Origin of the sequence: Zooshikella sp. RANM57, assembly GCF_050749885.1 — a bacterium.
In the GTDB taxonomy this organism is placed as follows: domain Bacteria; phylum Pseudomonadota; class Gammaproteobacteria; order Pseudomonadales; family Zooshikellaceae; genus Zooshikella.
This window is the reverse complement of sequence record NZ_JBOIUB010000001.1, coordinates 980,577-1,000,383: the sequence shown is the minus strand read 5'-3', so window position 1 is coordinate 1,000,383 and position 19,807 is coordinate 980,577. Positions and strand designations below refer to the sequence as shown.

The window sequence follows — 19,807 nt, the reverse complement described above, 5'->3', positions numbered from 1 at the left end:
CCGCACCATTATAAACAAAATAGCTAAATGAGGCAGCCCTAAACGCTTTAAACAAAAATATAGGTTGATGCCCCAAAGTTTTAATGGCTTTAGCTAAAGATACCTGTTGATAGATATCGATCTCCTCGATCGCAAATAATCGCTACGATTGTGGCATTTTCTACGCCTGATGCTACTTGAAGGGCTCCAGCAACAGCGCCACCAGAGGAAATACCACAAAGTATTCCTTCCTGCTGTGCTAAACGTCGAGTCATGCTTTCAGCTTCCCGTTGAGCAATATCAAGTACTCGATCAACGCGAGAGGCATCAAAAATTTTAGGTAAGTAAGCTTCAGGCCAGCGTCTAATTCCCGGAATGGCAGAGCCTTCTTCAGGCTGCAAACCAACAATTTCTATTGCTGGATTTTTTTCTTTAAGGTATCTCGACGTCCCCATTATCGTGCCTGTTGTCCCCATTGCACTGACAAAATGTGTTATTTGTCCTTGGGTTTGCTGCCAAATCTCTGGACCTGTTCCCTTAAAGTGAGCAAGCGGGTTATCTTCATTAGCAAACTGATCTAACACCACCCCTTTACCTTCTTTTTGCATCTGTTCAGCTAAATCCCTGGCACCTTCCATACCTTCTTCTTTATTGACCAGAATAATCTCGGCTCCATAGGCAGCCATTGCTGCCCGCCGCTCTGCGGTCATATTTTCGGGCATAATTAAAACCATGCGATAGCCTTTGATTGCTGCCGCCATGGCCAGGGCGATGCCCGTATTACCACTTGTGGCCTCTATCAATGTATCACCGGGATGCACATACCCCCGTTGCTCTGCTTCATTAATCATGCTGAGTGCAGGTCTATCTTTTACCGAGCCAGCGGGGTTTTGTCCTTCCATTTTCAATAGAATGGTATTGTTATAACCTGCACTTAACCGTTGCAAGCGAACCAATGGTGTATTACCAATCAACGAGTCAATGGTAGGATAGTCACTCTGCACAACCGAAAGTCCTTCTGATAACCAAGACAGTTCTTCAATCAAGCCTGTATCGCTACATGGCTTATCCTGTAATACCACAAATGGTACCTACCCTAACCATTAAATGTTAATACTGATTAACTATATGGTTATTCTTCTAAGCTATTTAAAATAATACAGTTGGATCATTTTGGTATATGTCCTATCCCTTAAAACGCAATGCTAAGGGTTATAAACTTGCACCCTTTTCAGAGTCATGGCTTAATCCCCGCTCAATAACGCTATACTCCAATTGCGACCAGATAGTTGATCACATAACACCCATAAGTTAACACACCAACCTAGCCTATCGTTTTTTAGGCAGTAGTAAGGCTTACTTGATAAGTAGTGTGATCAAATTTTAATCCCTAAAGGATTGTTTATGTTTCGTAATAAGGGCTTAAAAAATAGAGTTTTCGCTTTAGCACTACTACCAACGATTACCATATCACTGGTACTAGGTGTCTTTTTTACTATTGCCCGCCTAAATGATCTGGATACATTGCTGCTGGAACGCAGCCAAGCAACGGTTGAACAACTTGTACCGATGAGTGAGTACGGCCTACAACTTGAAAATAATAAGCTGTTACAACGTCTCGCTAGCTCAGCATTAGAAAAAAACGACGTTCGTTCAATTACACTTTACTCTCATGAAAAACAGCCCGTGATTCATGCCGGACCAAGAATGCTAACGCAGCATTTATCCAACATGAAACATCCTCCCAATAGCCAGCAAATCACTATTCAAAAAGATACCATTCATATTGCTCTTCCTGTTTTCACAAGACAGGCTCATACGCTTAATCAAGATCTAAGGAATAATACCCAGCTTTCAAGTAAACGCGTATTTTTAGGTTGGATTGAAGTTGAGTTTTCCCGAGCAAATACAGAGTTAAAAAAATACCAAACTATTCTAGCCAGCACCCTGTTAATTATTTCTGGGATATTAATCAACCTGTTTCTTGCCTTCCGTTTAGGAATTCATATTACTGAGCCATTACAAAAAATTATCAATGCCGTTGCCCATATCCGTGATGGCAACCTTGATACACGCATAAACTCTGAAACGGCTGGTGAGCTAAAAACCTTAGAGTCTGGCATTAATGCCATGGTTGCTTCATTGCAACGCGCACATTTAGAAATGCAACAAAATATTGAACAGTCAACCAAAGACTTACAAGAAACACTAGAAACGATTGAAATTCAAAACATCGAACTGGATATGGCACGAAAAGAAGCCTTAGAGGCCAGTCGAATTAAATCAGAGTTTTTAGCCAACATGAGCCATGAAATCAGAACACCACTCAATGGCATTATTGGCTTTACCAACTTATTACTTCGTTCCAAAGTGACTGAGCGCCAACGCGAATATTTATCAACGATACAAAAATCTTCAGAAAATCTACTTGCCATTATTAATGATGTATTAGATTTTTCAAAAATTGAAGCCGGTAAACTTGAGCTTGAAAGTATTCCAATGAACTTGCGAGAAAGTATTGAAGAAGTTTTAACAATCCTCGCACCTGCTGCTCATGATAAATCACTGGAACTCGTCCCCTTAATATACTCAGATACGCCGACTCAGCTTATTGGAGATCCGCTTCGCTTAAAACAAATTCTCACTAATCTGGTGAGTAATGCCATTAAATTTACCAATGATGGCTCTATTGTTATTCGAGCCATGTTAGAAGATGAAAAAGATAACAAAGTGACTATAAGAATCAGTGTAACTGACACTGGCATTGGCCTCTCCAAAGAACAGCAAAATGAACTATTTAAAGCTTTCTCTCAAGCCGACACATCAACCACAAGAAACATTGGGGGAACAGGCTTAGGTTTAGTTATCTCCAAACATTTAGCACAAAAAATGCAGGGTGAAGTGGGCGTTGAAAGTGAGCTGGGTAAAGGTTCCTCATTCTGGTTTACGATCACTGTGCCAATTGCAAATGAACCTGCCATTAAAGAGCATTTTCCGGCCTTATCTAGCAGCCGGATTATTATGTATGAACATCATGAGCTTGCTGCTCAGGCCATTATGCACTTGCTCCGCGATTTTGATCTGGATGTTACGCAATGTCATGATCCTAACGAACTAACACAACTTCTTGAGCAAGCACGCTATGATCGCAACCCTTATGATATTGCGTTAGTCAGTCATCACCCTTCATATACTGATTTAGATGTTATCCGCCAATTATTAAAAGCCGCCGCGAACCGAAATACGCATTTAATTATTTTGGCTAGTACCAATAAAGAGGCCTCAATTAATCGTCTATTGGAAAATAATAATAATGCTTTATGTATCGTGAAACCTTTATGCTACAACCGGTTATATCGTGCTTTATCCTATTTCATTATGGATCAACCCTGTACCCCAGGAAGCAAACACCAACATGTTGCTAAGCGGATAAACCAGGCTATTACTCGACAGCCACATATCCTGGCAGTTGATGACAACCCTGCTAATTTAAAATTAGTATCAGCCTTGCTCGAAGACTTAGGTGCTAAAGTCACGGCTGTTGACTCAGGCACAAAGGCGATTATAAAAACCAAGCAATACCACTTTGATTTAATTTTTATGGATGTTCAAATGCCAGGCATGGACGGTCTGGAAACCACTAAGCGTATTCGAGAACGAGAGCTTGGTGAACGCCGTATTCCCATCATAGCCCTCACAGCCCATGCCTTAGCGGAAGAAAAAAAGCAGCTTTTACTGGCAGGCATGGATGACTATATGACCAAGCCTATCAATGAGAACCAACTTCAGCACGTCATAAAGAAATGGACTGGACTCCATGTGGCGCCACTAGAAAGTGCTGATGAGCATACAACTTCTTCACATCATTCTACCCATGATAGTTCTGGTATTGTCGATATCGCTCAGGGCATTAAATTAGCCGGAGGAAAAGAGGATTTAGCACAAGATATGCTGAATATGTTACTTGCAGGCTTAGAACAAGACAGGGATGAAATTCGCTCACTTTATCGAGAAAAAAATTGGGATAAATTACTTGAACAGGTCCATCGACTTCATGGAGCTACACGTTATTGCGGTGTTCCATTACTTCGTCAAGCCTGTCATGACATGGAGTCTATTTTAAAGGCAGCAGAGAACAATAAAGAAGAACGAAGAAAAGTCGCCAGTGCAATGGAAGAGTTAATTGAACAAACTGAACAATTATTACAGTGGAATAAAAAATATCAGACGGCTCAATAAAAAATTAATGCAAAAACTAAGCTTTGAGCCCCGTCACTCTATGTATAAAAACCAGTAAATTACTAAGTCTTTTACTATTGTCATGCACTCAGCACCACAAAAGCAACAACATAATCCTGCTCATCGGCAAGGGAAACATGACAATGTTTCCCACCTAACTTTTCCAGCATTATTAATGCCCGATCCGAAAAGTGTAATATAGGGGCACCCAAATCATTATTATTAATATGAATATGTTGCCAGGAAACACCCTGCGCAATACCTGTCCCTAGTGCTTTAGCCGCAGCCTCTTTCACTGCAAATCGTTTGGCTAAAAAGGCTGTGGGTTTAGGGTGAGACTGATAACGCTGTAACTCGCTTGGCGTTAAAATACGACGCGCAAAACGAGCCCCCAGACGCAGTTCTACATCTGCAATACGCTCAATTTTTACAATATCAGTCCCTACCCCAATAATCATGCTTTAACGTAACCTCGCGCTTGCAGCATTAATTGCTTCATTTCCGTCACTGCACTTTTCAGCCCTGTAAATAGCGCACGAGCAACAATACCATGCCCAATATTTAACTCATTAATTTCGGGCAAAGCTGCAATCACTTCAACATTTTGGTAATTCAGACCATGACCCGCATTAACAATTAAGCTTTTATCTGCAGCATATTTTGCTGCTTGCTTAATTCGATCAAATTCATGCTGCTGTTCGCCATTACCTTCTGCATCAGCAAAAGCTCCAGTATGCAACTCAATGACAGGCGCACCACACTCAATAGCCGCATCAATTTGTGCTATATCAGGATCAATAAATAACGAGACTTCACTCTGATGAGCAGAAAGTCGCTGACAAGCCTGCTTTACTTGCTCAAAATGTTTAACAACATCCAGTCCACCTTCAGTTGTTAGCTCTTGTCGCTTTTCAGGTACCAAGCAGACATGTTCTGGCAAAATCTTAGCGGCAAAAACCAGCATTTCTTCAGTAACAGCCATTTCCAGATTCATTCGTGTCTGTAAAACCTGCTTCAAGATAGTAATGTCTCTTTCCTGAATATGACGTCGATCCTCTCTTAAATGCACAGTAATCCCATCAGCACCACCTTCCTCCGCAAGCAGTGCAGCCTGAACTGGGTCAGGATAGCGTGTACCTCTAGCCTGACGTATCGTAGCAATATGATCAATATTTACGCCTAACTGTATTCGTTGAAATGGAATCACTGCTTTATCCTTATTATTTACGCTTCACTGGAAAAAGTGCACGACTATTGAGTGGTTTACCACCTAATAAATCATTCAGAGCCAGTCTCATCAAACGCTTAGCAGATCGACGTGTACTATCTTGCTGATAATTATCTTCTGCAATAGCCAGTAAATCCTTCCCAAGAAAACAACGATGTGCTTGTTGAGATGACTCTTCTTTTGTTGCTTTTATAAAACCCAACTCTGTAACAAAACAATAAATCTGTGCTGACTCAATAAAAGCATCACTTTCGGCTTCATTTAACAGTGGTAAACCATAACCCAGTGCAATAAGTAACTGTTTTTCAAAAAGTCGTAATACTATATCTAGTGTACTCTTGGCAACAGCTAATGACTTAAGTGTTTGTGTATAAAGTTGAAAAATATCTGTTGATGTATCATGACTTGGGAGTAAGCGATACAACAATTCATTTAAGTAAAAAGCACAATATAGTGCTTCTCCATTTAAATTTAAGGGAGACATATTTGTTTCCCAATGATAACAACTTAAAAGTGTTTGTTGCTTTTTGAGTTGAAACCAGTAGGAAACAAAAGGCTGTAAGGTAGGTAATTTTTGATGTCTTTGTTTTTTTGCCGTTTTACAAATAACGCTTAAACGCCCCTGCTCTTTAGTGATCAAATCAACTAAAGCGCTATTTTCTCGATAGGGGCGCTGATGTAATACATAGCCAGTTACTAACGCAACAGTCATTTACTGCCTGAAATCATCATACCCTAGACTGCGTAATGCACGCTCATCATCAGACCAGCCACCTTTGACTTTAACCCACAGGTTGAGCATTATCTGGCTATTAAACAACCGCTCCATATCTAGCCGTGCATCGTGACCAATGGATTTTAATCGAGCACCTTTTGCGCCAATAACAATGGCCTTTTGCCCATCTTTTTCAACAAGAATCAATGCACTGATACGAAGAATTTTTCCATCTTGCTTAAACTCTTCTATTTCAACCGTGATTTGATAAGGAATTTCATCCCCCAACTGACGCATAACCTTTTCTCGTACTAACTCTGCAGCAAGAAAACGAGAGCTTCGATCAGTTAGCTGGTCTTCCTCGTAGAAGTGAATGCTTTCTGGTAAATGTACGGCTGTCGCAGCCTCAAGCTGTTCAACACCAGCGCCTGTTTTAGCGGACACTGGAACTAGTTCAGCATGAGGTATTCGCTTGGCTAACTCATCCAGTAAAGGCAGCAATTGCTCTTTATCATTGACCTTATCCACTTTGTTAATAGCAACAATAAGTGGACATTGTATTCCTTGGAGCTGGTCAAGTACCATTTGATCTTCATCCGTCCAGCGGTTGCGGTCAATCATAAAGATGACTACATCAACATCTTTAATCGCTGAACTGGCTGCTCGATTCATATATCGGTTGATAGCCTTTTTTCCGCTTTTATGAAGCCCTGGCGTATCAACATATATTGCCTGTACGTTACCTTCCGTTTTAATACCAAGAATTTGGTGTCGGGTTGTTTGTGGCTTACGCGAAGTGATACTTAGTTTTTGTCCAAGAATACGATTCATTAATGTCGATTTACCTACATTAGGTCGACCGACAATAGCTACAAATCCACACTGGTTATTTGTATTTGAATGATTACTATCAACCATTAGCTTTATCTACTCCTAAATGCTCAAGCGCTTTTCGAGCCGCTTGCTGCTCAGCTCCCCGGCGGCTAGAACCTATACCAATGGTTTTATCTTGCAACATTGAAATATTACACTCGATGGTAAACGTTTGGGCATGCGCTTCACCTTCAATACTAATCACATCATACTGAGGTAAGGCTTCTTGTCGGGACTGCAAAAACTCTTGCAGTCTTGTTTTAGGGTCTTTCTGCGTGTCTTCCAGAGAAAGCTTCTCCAGCCGAGACTCAAACCATTTGAGCACACTTTGTCGGCAGGCTTCCATGCCTCCGTCAAGATACATTGCTCCAATGATAGCCTCTAAGGCATCTGCTAGGATTGATTCTCGACGAAAGCCACCACTCTTAAGCTCACCTGAACCTAACCGTAAAAAATCCCCCAAGCCAAACTCTTTGGCAATTTCTGCCAATGTAGCCCCACGCACTAAACGTGCACGCAGTCGACTTAACTGTCCTTCTTTCGCTTCTTGAAAACGACGAAAGAGCTCTTCAGCAATGACAAAGTTAACAATAGAGTCACCCAGAAACTCCAAGCGTTCATTGTTCTGACCACCAAAGCTACGGTGTGTCAACGCAAGTAATAAACGCGATGAGTCGTTAAAGTGATATCCAAGCTTTTTACTGAGTGGTGTTAATGACTTCTTCACTTAGTCTGCGTATTCCAATTATGTTCAAAGGTTAAAACAACATAAATATTTGCCAACAAGTGTTCACGCTTTTCATAGTTGATGGCAACATTAACCACGCCACCTTGCCGCTTCACTTTAACAGCATCTTTAGGAATATCACGAATGCTGTTAACCTGAAATCCTCGACTGATTAAATCTCTAATTTCATTGGGTGAGGCAGAACCAATATCGGGCCGATTTAAATTGTTTAGCACCCTACCAATGGCCATATCATCCAGGTAATGAGGTAGCATTTTTAGTGTGCACAATACTGCAAAGCCCCCTACCACAAATACAAATAACCAGCCCGCTAGCGTCATTCCTTGTTGTTTATGCATTAGCTTCATAGCATCATCTCTTTTTCAATGATTGAACCAAAAATAGTTAATCTACTGGGTCTACTACAAAAATAGACCCATTTTGCAAATTTTATGCTATGAACGTTAAACTTCTAAAAAAAAACTACTCGGTAGTCAGCATCATAAGACGAATGGCACCTTACTATTGAATGGCACCATTATTTTTAAAGCTTGGCAACTGCCCCCAACTAGGCCAGTGCATCCAAATATAAATGGCTTTACCGACAACATTAGCATCAGGAACAAAGCCCCAGCTCCGACTATCATTACTATTATCGCGATTATCGCCCATCATAAAATAATGACCTTCAGGGACAGTCCACTCACCATCTAAACGGTTTAGCTGATACTGAACAAAGGCATTTTCTCTAATTTGGTGTTTTACTCCACCTAAATTTTCTTCTAACAACTTATAGGGAATATTTTGTTCATGCAGTTGGGCAATAAAATGCTCTTCAACTAACTCACCATTAACAAATAACTGTTTATCTTTATATTTAATGGTATCCCCTGGAAGTCCAACAACACGCTTGATAAAGTTAATTGAAGGATTGGCGGGCTCTTTAAATACCATCACATCACCACGTTGAGGATCACCTACATTGATGACCTTGGTACCAATCACTGGCAAGCGTACTCCATAAGCGTATTTATTCACTAAAATAAAGTCACCAATCGCCAGCGTAGGTTTCATTGAGCCAGAAGGAATCTGAAAAGGCTCAAATAGAAAAGAGCGAACCACAAGTACAATTAATAATATTGGAAAAATTGACTTTGCTGTTTCAAAAACAGCAGGCTCTTTGGTGATTTTTAATACCACATCATCATCCACATCGCTGGTAGACGCTTTGTACTGCTCAACAGCGAGCCGACGACGAGGTGCCAATAAAAAATAATCACATGCCGCTAATACCCCAGTCAAAAAAACTGCAATGACTAAAATAAGTGGAAAATTAAAGTCCATAATTATTTCTCTACTTTCAATACAGCAAGGAACGCATCCTGTGGTATTTCCACTCGTCCTACTTGCTTCATCCGTTTTTTACCTGCCTTTTGCTTTTCAAGCAGCTTACGCTTTCGAGTCACATCTCCGCCATAACATTTTGCAGTTACGTTTTTACGTAATGCTTTCACTGTTTGACGAGCAATAATATGCCCTCCAATAGCAGCTTGAATCGCAACATCAAACATCTGGCGAGGGATAATTTCTTTCATTTTTTCCGTCAATTGACGGCCACGATGCATTGCATGGTCCTTATGAACAATTAATGCAAGTGCATCAACTTTTTCACCATTGATCAAGATATCCAAACGAACCAAATTCGCTGCTTGAAAACGTTCAAAGCTGTAGTCTAATGAGGCAAACCCACGACTTACTGACTTCAAACGGTCAAAGAAGTCCAATACCACTTCACTCATCGGCAACTCGTAGCTCAGTGATACCTGTCCACCCACAAATTGCATATCCTTTTGAATGCCACGCTTTTCCACACATAGTGTAATGACATTACCTAAATAGTCTTGTGGCACTAGAATATTTGCTCGAACAATAGGTTCTCGCATTTCGTTGATGACAGAAGGATCAGGTAACCGAGAAGGGTTGTCCACATAATGAACAGAACCATCCTTATGTTCTACTTCATAAATAACCGTTGGTGCGGTAGTGATGAGATCAAGATCATATTCCCGTTCCAAGCGCTCCTGAATAATTTCCATATGGAGCATGCCCAGAAAACCACAACGAAAACCAAAGCCTAATGCATCTGATGACTCTGGCTCATAAAATAAGGATGCATCATTAAGTGACAACTTACCCAGTGCTTCACGGAATGACTCAAAATCATCTGAACTAATTGGGAATAAGCCCGCATAGACCTGAGGCTTAACCTTTTGAAAACCTGGTAACGCAGGAACTTCCGCTCCAGTCGACAAAACTAAAGTGTCCCCAACAGGTGCACCATGAATATCCTTGATGCTTGCAACAACATAGCCTACTTCACCAGCACGTAACACACCGGTTTCATGACGTTTTGGGGTAAAAATACCCACACCATCGACTACATGCACATCCCCTGTAGACTTAACTTTAACCTTATTCCCCTTATGTAAACTACCTTGAACAACACGAACGAGTGACACCACACCCAGATAGTTATCAAACCAGGAGTCAATAATGAGTGCTTGTAACGGCTTATCATAGTCTCCCTCTGGTGAGGGTATTAAGTGAATCAGGCGTTCTAAAACATCAGTGACACCCATTCCACTTTTTGCACTACATTGCACAGCATCCGAAGCATCCAGGCCAATAATGTCTTCAATTTCTTGGGCAACACGTTCTGGCTCGGCCTGCGGCAAATCAATTTTATTGAGTACAGGCATCACTTCCAAACCTTGCTCAATAGCGGTATAGCAATTTGCTACAGATTGTGCTTCAACACCTTGTGCCGCATCTACTACCAGTAGCGCGCCTTCACAAGCAGCAAGAGAGCGAGAAACCTCATAGGAAAAGTCCACATGCCCTGGGGTATCAATAAAATTTAATTGGTATTTTTTTCCATCCAAGGCCTCATAGGTCAGTGTTACACTTTGGGCCTTAATGGTTATCCCTCTCTCCCGTTCAATATCCATAGAGTCAAGCACTTGAGCGGCCATTTCACGATCAGACAAACCCCCACAGGTTTGAATAAAACGATCAGCCAGCGTGGACTTACCATGGTCAATATGGGCGATGATGGAAAAATTGCGAATATGGCTTAAATCACTCACGATACTTTGTGCCACCAATTGTCACTGATAAAAAAATGCTAGTCCTTATATTTACTTTCTTAAAGGACTGCAACAGAACAGTATATCTACTTTGAAATCAAAGATTCACAGAAAGGCTGAATTCTATCGTATTTATTACCATCCGGCTATGCTGACAGGCTAGAGGGGATCTAACCTGACAGACCTTTAAACTGAAGCACTCACTCATCAGTAATTTTAAATGTGATATAGCCTGGCTTACCATGTCGTACCAAGCGCATAGGAATGGATTTATTGGCAGGTAGTTTATCCACAATGTCATTAAAGCTTTCTGCTGAATCAACCTTCTCATTATAGATGTCTGTAATAAAGTCCCCTGGACGCAAGCCAACATCACGTCCTGGCCCATCAAGTACCTTGTCAACAACAACTCCATAAGCTAGATCAGATTGTTCTTTCTCATCAGTCGTCAAGGTTTTCACTGTAATGCCAAGTCGATTTGATAAAATTTGATCCTTGCTTTGTCTTTTATCAACAGCTTGTCGTTTATCTGGCAACTCACCGATTGTGACTTTAAGCGTTTGTTTTTCTCCTTTACGAAGAATATCAACGTTCACTTGCTTACCCACAGGAGTCCGACCAACAATATAAGGCAAATCGGATGACTCCCTAATCTCTTGACCATCAAACTGTAAAATGATGTCGCCACTTTCAAAGCCTGACATTTCTGCAGGACTACCCTCAAGAACCTCAGCAACAAGTGCCCCCATAGGCTTTTCTAAATCAAATGACTCAGCTAGCTCCTTGTTCATAGCTTGAATCATGACACCTAACCAGCCACGAGAAACATAGCCCTTATCTTTTAGTTGCTTTACAACATCCATAGCAACATCCATGGGTATTGCAAAAGAAAGCCCCATAAACCCTCCAGATCGAGTATAAATCTGAGAGTTGATACCAATAACCTCACCTTCCAAGTTCAATAACGGGCCACCAGAGTTTCCAGGATTAATTGCGACATCAGTTTGAATAAAAGGAACATAGTTTTCACTCGGTAAATTACGCCCCGTTGCACTCACAATGCCTGCCGTTACAGAAGCTTCAAAGCCAAATGGAGAGCCTATTGCAACAACCCATTGTCCTGGCTTAATGACAGCATGGGTATTTACTTTAACAACAGGTAAGTCTGAGGCTTCAATTTTAAGCAATGCTAAGTCTGATCGGTCATCAGCACCTATCACTTTTGCTGCTAGCTCTCTTTTGTCTCTCAACCTAATAATTATTTCATCTGCCCCAGAAATAACATGATTATTTGTCAGGACATAGCCATCTTCTGAAACTATAAAACCTGAACCTAATGAGTGAGCTGGTGTTTTATTACCTTTACCAGGAGGAGGGAAAGGCTTACCAAAAAAATCACGGAAAATATCAGGTAAGTCTTGATTAAATTCATGGAACTGAAGCCGTTGTCGACTTTTTGGCTCCTGCCGCGTACTAATGTTCACCACTGCAGGAGAAGCATCTTCAACTAACTCAGTGAAATCAGGGTAGGATCTAGCTCGTGCAGTATTAAGTACTATCAGTGTTGATAATGCAAGTAGCCACAAAAAACGAACAGTTGATACAGTTCTCATAGGAAACCACAACCCTTAGCTCTGTTTATTATTGATTCGGTTTGCTAGTTTTCAATTATTCAAGAAATTGATTGAGCTGCCAGTTTTACACTCAAGACTATAGGTAAGGTTTTTTTCTGAACAAAGTTTTGACGGCTATGATTACGAACCCCTATAAATGCCAACAGCAATAGAGCAAGCGCAATCCCTAAACTTGCTAACTCATGTAGTTGCCACCAGTGGCCTAATAATAAACCAAATAGAAGTGCGCAGAGTGGAAGTAGATAGACTAATACTGAAGCATTAATCAAGGTATTTTCTTCAATACCAATAACAACCTCATCCCCAACCTGCACTGTATAGTCATTAAGTGCTTTAATATAAGCATGTTGACGATCAGGAACCAGCTTTTCTATAAGATTATGACCGCAACCGGACTTAGCCTGACACTTACCACAAGCAGTACGTCTAAAAGTTTGAACCCACACTGCTCCAGGCTCTACAGCCATTACTTGTCCTTGTTCTTCAATCATTTTAGCTGATTTCTTTCTCTGGGTTTTATAGCACGAAGTTTTAGTTCACCTTGTATTAAGGTTTATTTAATGCTGATTGCACAGAAACTGCAATCTTTTCAGCTGTTTTTTCGGGGATTTCACCGACAACAGTAACCAGATAAATATTGTGCTTATGCCTTAATATTCGAGAAATCGCAGTCATCGCACCTCTACGGGTTAGAGCCTGTTCTGCCGCAGAACGTTCATCCCCTTGCTCAACAAAAACAGAAAAGGCAGATAATCCATCAGAGAACATCAGAGACGCAACCGTCATACCATATTTGGAATGTTTACGCTCATCATGCCTGGATAGCTCAAAGCCATCAGGTACCCAGGATACCCGCCAACTTTGCTGAGCTTCACTAGATTGCTCATTAACACTTTTCGTTGAAATAATTTGTTCGACAGTATTTTCATCACTTAATGAAGAAACTAAATGTTCTTCAGCAATAGGTTTCCCTGTCTGCAAAGAAGTAAACTGTAAGCGCTCTAACAATTTTCCCTTATTATCCAAAAGCACCGACTTTAATAAAAGCGCAGTGTCCTGATCCAACCATAATCGATAACCATACCGATGCCTGTCACTTGGTAGCACATTAATCACAACCGCAGACCTGTTTGCAATCCGGTCATGGCCATCCAGCTGAAGGTTATAAATTGATGCAATTTTACTTAGGTTTTTCTGAAATGCTTGAGAAAAAGGAATAGGAGAACCCTGATGATCAAAACGTATCACTTCATTTTTGGGAGTAACACACATCACCTTACGCCCATAACGAATAACCTCACGATGAGGCCCATCCAAATATACTAACCGCTCACGAACCTGTCCATCTTGATAAGCATGCGCTATAGACATAGTGGTTAATCCACGACTATGTTCGTACACAAATTGACCTTCATAATTCAATTGTTGTGTAGCATTCACCATGGTTTGAAGCCAGTCTAATGCTGTTCTATCTTCACTTGTTGCAGCATTGACATTACCCGCTAACATAACCATGACGACAATAGCCTGGCGTAACCCCAAACGAACCCGCACACTCATATTACTTTGTCTCAAACTCATGCACTCTGGCAAATGGCAAGATCCCTTGATTAGCACTTAGTGCACTATACTCAGCATGTTGCAACATGTAAGACTGAAACCTAGCCTGGGAGGCCATCTCTGCTAACTGTTTAGCACGTAATGCGGCTTCCTGTTGATCCACGCGAAGCGGTACACGATAAGTAGGCTGATCAGAATAACCTGCTAACATAGGTGCTCCCTGCCCCGTTACCATAGGAGATTCACGAACTACTTGAGGGGCTGCAGTTGTGGCAGGCATAGTGTTTGTTGCAGTATTACTTGCCTGAGCTGTCAACTCTGCCTCTAAACCTTCATTTGCAGAACGATTAACTAAGTTTGCACCCAGCAATACTGCCAACGTGACAGTTGCGGCAACAGCCGCGCCACCTGCAGGACGCAACCAACGAGTCCAGCCATGGGCTATCGTTACACTTCCACCAAAGCCTACCTGATCATATGCAGTGGATTCATTAGCAGATTGATTATGTTCATGCATTGGTTCAGCATCAATGGCAGTACTTATCGCTGCGGACAAATCAACCTGGGAAAAGTCATGAGTCTCTTTACGCATCACTTCGCCAACTAACTGATAACGAAATGCCTTTGCTCGAGTTTCCTCATTATCATGAAGATGCTTCAATACTCGGTGCAACTCCAGCTCATTGGCCTCACCATCCATAATGGCTGATAATGACTCGTAATTACGATCATCACTGCTCATAGAGGCACCTCATTGCACTGGTAAACATCAAGATCTGCTCTCATCGCTACACCATCCGTTCCATATTAAAAATCAAACGCTGTATTATAGAAAAACCTTTTCTCATCGCTTTTTATCTCAGCCAGCTGTACTAGATAGCAAAGGTTGTACTTGCTTATCAACAGCCTCTCTTGCCCTGAAGATTCTTGAGCGAACAGTTCCAACCGGACACTGCATGACTTCAGCAATCTCCTCATAACTTAACCCATCAAACTCACGAAGCGTGAGCGCAGAGCGTAAGTCGTCAGGCAGGCTTGCAATGGCTTTATAAACAACCTTTTCAATTTCATCACGAAGTAGTCGATTCTCCGGGTTTTCAATATCTTTTAAGGGATTGTGCCCCTCAAAGTATTCAGCTTCTTCACTATCTACATCAGTATCAGGAGGACGCCGGCCCTTTGAAACCAAGTAGTTTTTTGCTGTGTTAATCGCTATACGATAAAGCCATGTATAAAATGCGCTTTCACCACGAAATTTATCGATAGCGCGATAAGCTTTGATAAACGCCTCTTGAGTAACATCGTATACTTCCTGATGGTCATGCACATATCGACTGACCAAGCCAAGAATTTTATGCTGGTATTTTAAAACCAACATATCAAAAGCACGCTTATCCCCCCGTTGGACTCGATCGATTAGTTGTTGATCAGAGTCTTGCGCACTTACCATATTCCCTCCGCTGTTCCCTGGAACAACAGAGCGTTTAGGTATTGCCGGGTGGTTAAGTTATGTTCTGTTGTGTAGACCATATGGATAAATAAAAGTTCTCAACAGTTAGCTTGAGGTTATTGGCAGAAATCACAAGATGTGATCATAAGTTAATATCGTATCTCCTAACCGTGCAAAACCAGCTCTATATACCACAACCATACTCACTAAATAATGGTTACCACTGATATATCAGTATCCCAGTTTTGAATGAAAAAACGTTAAGATAAGCTTTTTCTTCACGTTATAGAGGTTTTACTTAAAACTCGATACAACAACACCAATAACAGTCTAGATGGAGTCACATACTTAAAATTGGTTCCCAATAGCAATTATTCAATAGCGAACAATTCACACTACCAAACAAAATTAATCACAAATACTCGTCAGTAAGATTGTCTGGCTTGCCTTACGTAACGCATAAAACACATTGAGCAAAATCAAATTCAACTATTATCTTCCAGGCCAAGACTGCCTATTCGAATAGGCATACTATATACTTCACCTCCTGCATGTTATGCGTATAAAACCTGCAATCATAAGTAAATAACGTTAGATTAACGCTAAAATTTAATTGGCATCTGCAAAAATCAAGGATTCCTCATGCCTCACGCATATCACTTTGATGTACTTGTCATTGGTAGTGGCGCTGCAGGGTTAACCTTAGCGTTAAATCTTGCTGACCATGTGAAAGTTGCTGTTTTAAGTAAAGCTGAGCTTGTTGCAGGCTCAACTTACTGGGCACAAGGTGGTGTTGCTGGCGTCATTGATAAAACTGACACTGTTGAAGCGCACGTCAGCGACACACTGACGGCTGGTGCAGGACTATGTAACGAAAATGCTGTTCGCTTTACTATTGAACACAGCAAAGCAAGTATTGATTGGTTGATAGGCCAAGGAGTCCCTTTTACTAAAGAACAAATGGCCAATGGACACGAAGACTATCACTTGACGAAAGAAGGTGGCCACAGTCACCGTCGTGTGATTCATGCTGCTGATGCCACTGGCCAAGCCATATCTCAAACACTTATCGAGCGAGCCCTAGCACATCCAAATATAGAAACAATATCAAATAGATTAGCTGTAGACCTGATAACCTCAGAAAAACTTGGCGTCCAACCCAATCGCTGTATTGGAGCTTATGTACTCAACCTTGAGACAGATGAAGTTGAAGTTTTTCACGCCAACCATGTTGTTCTTGGCAGTGGCGGCGCCAGTAAAGTATATCTTTATACCAGCAATGTAGATGGTGCAACGGGCGATGGTATTGCCATGGCCTGGCGTGCAGGGTGTCGTGTAGCCAATATGGAGTTCAACCAGTTTCATCCAACCTGCCTGTTTCACCCCCAAGCAAAATCATTTCTTATCACAGAGGCTATTAGAGGCGAAGGAGGCTTACTTAAGCTTCCTGACGGCAGTCGCTTTATGGCTAAGTTTGATAAACGGGAAGAGCTTGCCCCTCGTGATATTGTGGCTAGAGCCATAGACCACGAAATGAAAAGACTGGGGATTGATTGTGTTTACTTGGATATCAGCCATAAACCAAAAGACTTTATTTTAAGTCACTTCCCCAACGTTTATCAGCGCTGCCTGAGCTATGGCATTGATATTACCCAGGAGCCTATTCCTGTGGTACCTGCTGCCCATTATACCTGTGGCGGGATTATGGTAGATACTGCGGGGCGGACCGATATCCCGAACCTTTATGCGATTGGCGAATGCAGTTTTACTGGACTTCATGGCGCGAACCGGTTAGCCAGCAACTCATTATTAGAATGTGTGGTTTATGCCTTAGCAAGTGCTGAAGATATCAAGAAGCGATTATCTATCCCTTTAACTCCAGTCGATATTCCCGCTTGGGACGAAAGTCAGGTTACTGATTCAGATGAAGATGTCATTATTGCCCATAACTGGGATGAGCTTAGACGTTTCATGTGGGACTATGTAGGTATTGTGAGAACCACAAAACGACTCATGCGCGCTCGTCACCGAATCAACTTACTGCATCAGGAAATATACGAGTTTTACAGTAATTATAAAATCAGCAATGACTTAATCGAATTACGTAACCTATCGGTGGTTGCAGACCTCATTATTTCATCCGCGATGGTTCGTAAAGAAAGCCGTGGTCTTCACTATACACTGGACTACCCTGAGTCCCTCAACACAATAGAAGATACGATTCTCTACCCTACCAATTACCACCCTTATGCAGACCGGGAACCCTCTAACTAAAATAAATTTGGAGTCTCTTCACTTGATGACCAGCGCAGTACTACGCGAAGTAAGCGTAGCTGCTCTGCGTTTATTGCATCAGCCACAATGATTACAGGTAAAGGACGAAGTCTACCAGGAACTTTAAAGTTCAATACAACCAACTTCGTCATCACCAAACTGTCAAAATGAAGTGTACCGTTCAATAACGTCTCATCTCGAAGCGTCAATAACCAGCCATTGTGATTCTGCTGGATACTCACCACACTTTTAGCTGAGGTACGCCAAACATGGAGCCTCAATAACCAAATAGCAGACCCACATATGACTATGAATAACAGTAAATCTATCCACCACCGCCAAGGAGAAACCAATAAACCGAGTGCAGCAATACTATGGCTGGCAATTATCCAAATAGCTAAACACCGTGATGGCTGGAGAGAAATAAACAGGAAGCCTCTAGACTGAAGCAGGGACATGATTCAAAACCATCTCCACAATAATGGCCAACTCTGGATCTGTAGGCCGTTCCTTTTGCATAAACCAACGAAATAGGTCTGGATCTTCACATTCAATTAACTTCTTATAGCGCGCTTGGTCTTCTTCACCCAGAGATGGAAATACTTCTTTAACAAAAGGCACTAACAATACATCTAACTCCAACATACCGCGTCGGCTTCGCCAAAAAAGTCGGTTGTGTTCAGCGTTTGATAACATCTTATTCCCCTACTGGTACAGCACTTCTCATACGCAATTGCCTGACAATACCTAATGCAGAGGAGGAACCATCTTGCACAAAATCGCCAAGCTGCTGTATTGTCGGTTACTTATTTCTATTCTTGCAAGTAAATTTGGTTAATTGGAATCTGGAAACACGCATGAGTACATCATGGCCTGAATTTTTAGAAGCTCAAGGTGCACAGTTTAATGGTGAGCAGGTAGTCGCTTTTTCAAAGCCTCCTCTTTCATCGCAACCCATTCTGGTTGATTTAAGTCCTATGGGTATCGTCCAAATATCAGGAGAAGGTAGTGACAAACTGCTTCAAGGTCAGCTTACTTGCGATATTAACCATGTTAACGAGTCACAGGCTAAACTTGGCGCTTACTGCACTCCAAAAGGCCGTATGGTCAGTAACTTTTGGGTATGGCAGTTTAATAATGATTTCATGTTTTTTTTAAGCCGTAATGCCATTACTCATTTTAATCAAACATTAAGTAAGTATGCTGTTTTCTATAAATGCAGTATCAGCGACAGTAGTGATAACTGGGTTCGACTGGCCATACTTGGCAGTGAAGCGAGTTCAACACTCACTCAATTAGGACTCCCAACGCCGAGTGATGTGCTACAAGTAACCACTCAAAATCAAATTCAAATCCTAGCCCTCCCTGCTAAGCAAGGATATCTACTTAGTTGCCCCAAAAGTCAGGCTGAAGACTTCTGGCTCGCCCTGAGTCAATACTGTTCTCCAGCAGGTTACAGCTATTGGCAAGAATATATGGTCAGCCAAGGGATAGCCTGGGTTGATCAACAATGCCAAGAAAAATACTTACCTCAACAATTCAACTTGCAGCACTTAGAAGGCATTAACTTTAAAAAAGGCTGTTATACAGGACAAGAAGTTGTCGCACGCACTCAATACCTGGGTAAATTAAAAAGCGGCTTATATCGAATAGCACTTCCTGAAAATACAGCAACTGATCATGGGCAGTCGTTGTACTCACCAGCCCATAACAGCTCAGTTGGTGAAATCATTAGCTTAAATCACACAACACAACCCACTGAAGCACTTGCAGTTCTCATGAAGAAAGCAGTTAATGCCAACAACGTATACCTTGATCAAGATTTCTCAAAAAAAGTTCACCTTCTTAGCCTACCCTATACTATAAATAATGAAGGTTCCTGAGCTTATAACCATATAAATGGCAACCAGGCACTACGGGTGAGTCACAGTCACCCGTCTGCTGTCACCTATCAATTGCTCAAGAATTCAAACTAGTTGTTG

19 protein-coding genes are annotated in these 19,807 nt (G+C 41.5%); 3 read left to right on the top strand and 16 right to left on the bottom strand.

The genetic code is table 11. The features are described 5' to 3' along the window. Positions 1-89: 89 nt before the first annotated feature. Complete coding sequence (gene cysM, locus ACQ96U_RS03865) at positions 90-983, bottom strand: cysteine synthase CysM (protein ID WP_431720132.1); 894 nt, start codon at positions 981-983, stop codon at positions 90-92. Between the two features lie 400 nt (positions 984-1,383). On the opposite strand from cysM, the gene barA reads away from it, so the two are divergent. Beyond that, the gene (gene barA / locus ACQ96U_RS03860; RefSeq protein WP_431719914.1) at positions 1,384-4,218 is read left to right on the top strand and encodes a two-component sensor histidine kinase BarA; all 2,835 of its coding nucleotides are present in this window, start codon (positions 1,384-1,386) and stop codon (positions 4,216-4,218) included. Between the two features lie 80 nt (positions 4,219-4,298). Here the strand turns inward: barA and acpS are convergent, their stop codons facing one another. From acpS to rpoE, 13 genes are all read right to left on the bottom strand, one after another. Next, complete coding sequence (acpS, locus tag ACQ96U_RS03855) at positions 4,299-4,676, bottom strand: holo-ACP synthase (protein WP_431719913.1); 378 nt, start codon at positions 4,674-4,676, stop codon at positions 4,299-4,301. Continuing rightward, entirely contained in the window at positions 4,673-5,425 is a 753-nt protein-coding gene (gene pdxJ, locus ACQ96U_RS03850; RefSeq protein ID WP_431719912.1) for a pyridoxine 5'-phosphate synthase, read from the bottom strand. Before pdxJ ends, acpS begins: the two co-directional genes overlap by 4 nt. A 13-nt stretch (positions 5,426-5,438) precedes the next feature. Beyond that, positions 5,439-6,158, bottom strand: a complete 720-nt coding sequence (gene recO, locus ACQ96U_RS03845; RefSeq protein WP_431719911.1) for a DNA repair protein RecO — start codon at positions 6,156-6,158, stop codon at positions 5,439-5,441. Continuing rightward, positions 6,159-7,079 (bottom strand): GTPase Era, encoded by a 921-nt coding sequence (gene era, locus ACQ96U_RS03840; protein WP_431719910.1) that lies wholly within the window; start codon positions 7,077-7,079, stop codon positions 6,159-6,161. Beyond that, positions 7,072-7,761, bottom strand: a complete 690-nt coding sequence (rnc, locus tag ACQ96U_RS03835) for a ribonuclease III (protein ID WP_431719909.1) — start codon at positions 7,759-7,761, stop codon at positions 7,072-7,074. Before rnc ends, era begins: the two co-directional genes overlap by 8 nt. Next, positions 7,758-8,129: a DUF4845 domain-containing protein gene (locus ACQ96U_RS03830; RefSeq protein ID WP_431719908.1), complete on the bottom strand. Its 372-nt coding sequence runs from the start codon at positions 8,127-8,129 to the stop codon at positions 7,758-7,760. Before ACQ96U_RS03830 ends, rnc begins: the two co-directional genes overlap by 4 nt. A 154-nt stretch (positions 8,130-8,283) precedes the next feature. Then, on the bottom strand, positions 8,284-9,105 hold the full coding sequence (gene lepB, locus ACQ96U_RS03825) for a signal peptidase I (RefSeq protein ID WP_431719907.1): 822 nt from the start codon (positions 9,103-9,105) through the stop codon (positions 8,284-8,286). Between the two features lie 2 nt (positions 9,106-9,107). Then, complete coding sequence (lepA, locus tag ACQ96U_RS03820; RefSeq protein WP_431720131.1) at positions 9,108-10,907, bottom strand: translation elongation factor 4; 1,800 nt, start codon at positions 10,905-10,907, stop codon at positions 9,108-9,110. A 200-nt stretch (positions 10,908-11,107) separates the two neighbouring features. Then, positions 11,108-12,520, bottom strand: coding sequence for a DegQ family serine endoprotease (locus tag ACQ96U_RS03815; protein WP_431719906.1), 1,413 nt, complete (start codon positions 12,518-12,520; stop codon positions 11,108-11,110). Positions 12,521-12,579: 59 nt separating this feature from the next. Then, positions 12,580-13,032, bottom strand: a complete 453-nt coding sequence (locus ACQ96U_RS03810; RefSeq protein WP_431719905.1) for a SoxR reducing system RseC family protein — start codon at positions 13,030-13,032, stop codon at positions 12,580-12,582. A gap of 55 nt (positions 13,033-13,087) precedes the next feature. Beyond that, entirely contained in the window at positions 13,088-14,101 is a 1,014-nt protein-coding gene (locus ACQ96U_RS03805) for a MucB/RseB C-terminal domain-containing protein (protein ID WP_431719904.1), read from the bottom strand. A 1-nt stretch (position 14,102) separates the two neighbouring features. Then, the gene (locus tag ACQ96U_RS03800) at positions 14,103-14,843 is read right to left on the bottom strand and encodes a sigma-E factor negative regulatory protein (protein WP_431719903.1); all 741 of its coding nucleotides are present in this window, start codon (positions 14,841-14,843) and stop codon (positions 14,103-14,105) included. A 117-nt stretch (positions 14,844-14,960) separates the two neighbouring features. After that, the gene (gene rpoE / locus ACQ96U_RS03795; protein ID WP_431719902.1) at positions 14,961-15,551 is read right to left on the bottom strand and encodes an RNA polymerase sigma factor RpoE; all 591 of its coding nucleotides are present in this window, start codon (positions 15,549-15,551) and stop codon (positions 14,961-14,963) included. Positions 15,552-16,193: 642 nt separating this feature from the next. Between rpoE and nadB the strand changes: the two genes are divergently transcribed. Continuing rightward, positions 16,194-17,825, top strand: a complete 1,632-nt coding sequence (nadB, locus tag ACQ96U_RS03790; RefSeq protein ID WP_431719901.1) for an L-aspartate oxidase — start codon at positions 16,194-16,196, stop codon at positions 17,823-17,825. Here nadB and ACQ96U_RS03785 read toward each other — a convergent pair. Next, entirely contained in the window at positions 17,822-18,283 is a 462-nt protein-coding gene (locus tag ACQ96U_RS03785; RefSeq protein WP_431719900.1) for a protein YgfX, read from the bottom strand. The two genes, nadB and ACQ96U_RS03785, sit on opposite strands and share 4 nt — an antisense overlap. Continuing rightward, the gene (locus ACQ96U_RS03780; RefSeq protein WP_431719899.1) at positions 18,264-18,521 is read right to left on the bottom strand and encodes a succinate dehydrogenase assembly factor 2; all 258 of its coding nucleotides are present in this window, start codon (positions 18,519-18,521) and stop codon (positions 18,264-18,266) included. The genes ACQ96U_RS03785 and ACQ96U_RS03780 overlap by 20 nt, the downstream gene beginning before the upstream one ends. Before the next feature lie 161 nt (positions 18,522-18,682). Here ACQ96U_RS03780 and ACQ96U_RS03775 point away from each other — a divergent pair, with 161 nt between their 5' ends. After that, on the top strand, positions 18,683-19,708 hold the full coding sequence (locus ACQ96U_RS03775; RefSeq protein WP_431719898.1) for a YgfZ/GcvT domain-containing protein: 1,026 nt from the start codon (positions 18,683-18,685) through the stop codon (positions 19,706-19,708). Positions 19,709-19,807: the final 99 nt, after the last annotated feature.

Excerpts from the sequence above, each read along its gene's own strand:
- ACQ96U_RS03830 (WP_431719908.1), bottom strand. The coding sequence starts at position 8,129 with ATGAAGCTAATGCATAAACAACAAGGAATGACGCTAGCGGGCTGGTTA.
- era (WP_431719910.1), bottom strand. The coding sequence starts at position 7,079 with ATGGTTGATAGTAATCATTCAAATACAAATAACCAGTGTGGATTTGTA.
- ACQ96U_RS03815 (WP_431719906.1), bottom strand. The coding sequence starts at position 12,520 with ATGAGAACTGTATCAACTGTTCGTTTTTTGTGGCTACTTGCATTATCA.
- ACQ96U_RS03780 (WP_431719899.1), bottom strand. The coding sequence starts at position 18,521 with ATGTTATCAAACGCTGAACACAACCGACTTTTTTGGCGAAGCCGACGC.
- barA (WP_431719914.1), top strand. The coding sequence starts at position 1,384 with ATGTTTCGTAATAAGGGCTTAAAAAATAGAGTTTTCGCTTTAGCACTA.
- ACQ96U_RS03805 (WP_431719904.1), bottom strand. The coding sequence starts at position 14,101 with ATGAGTGTGCGGGTTCGTTTGGGGTTACGCCAGGCTATTGTCGTCATG.
- nadB (WP_431719901.1), top strand. The coding sequence starts at position 16,194 with ATGCCTCACGCATATCACTTTGATGTACTTGTCATTGGTAGTGGCGCT.
- ACQ96U_RS03775 (WP_431719898.1), top strand. The coding sequence starts at position 18,683 with ATGAGTACATCATGGCCTGAATTTTTAGAAGCTCAAGGTGCACAGTTT.
- ACQ96U_RS03810 (WP_431719905.1), bottom strand. The coding sequence starts at position 13,032 with ATGATTGAAGAACAAGGACAAGTAATGGCTGTAGAGCCTGGAGCAGTG.
- ACQ96U_RS03785 (WP_431719900.1), bottom strand. The coding sequence starts at position 18,283 with ATGTCCCTGCTTCAGTCTAGAGGCTTCCTGTTTATTTCTCTCCAGCCA.
- recO (WP_431719911.1), bottom strand. The coding sequence starts at position 6,158 with ATGACTGTTGCGTTAGTAACTGGCTATGTATTACATCAGCGCCCCTAT.
- acpS (WP_431719913.1), bottom strand. The coding sequence starts at position 4,676 with ATGATTATTGGGGTAGGGACTGATATTGTAAAAATTGAGCGTATTGCA.
- rpoE (WP_431719902.1), bottom strand. The coding sequence starts at position 15,551 with ATGGTAAGTGCGCAAGACTCTGATCAACAACTAATCGATCGAGTCCAA.
- lepB (WP_431719907.1), bottom strand. The coding sequence starts at position 9,105 with ATGGACTTTAATTTTCCACTTATTTTAGTCATTGCAGTTTTTTTGACT.
- ACQ96U_RS03800 (WP_431719903.1), bottom strand. The coding sequence starts at position 14,843 with ATGAGCAGTGATGATCGTAATTACGAGTCATTATCAGCCATTATGGAT.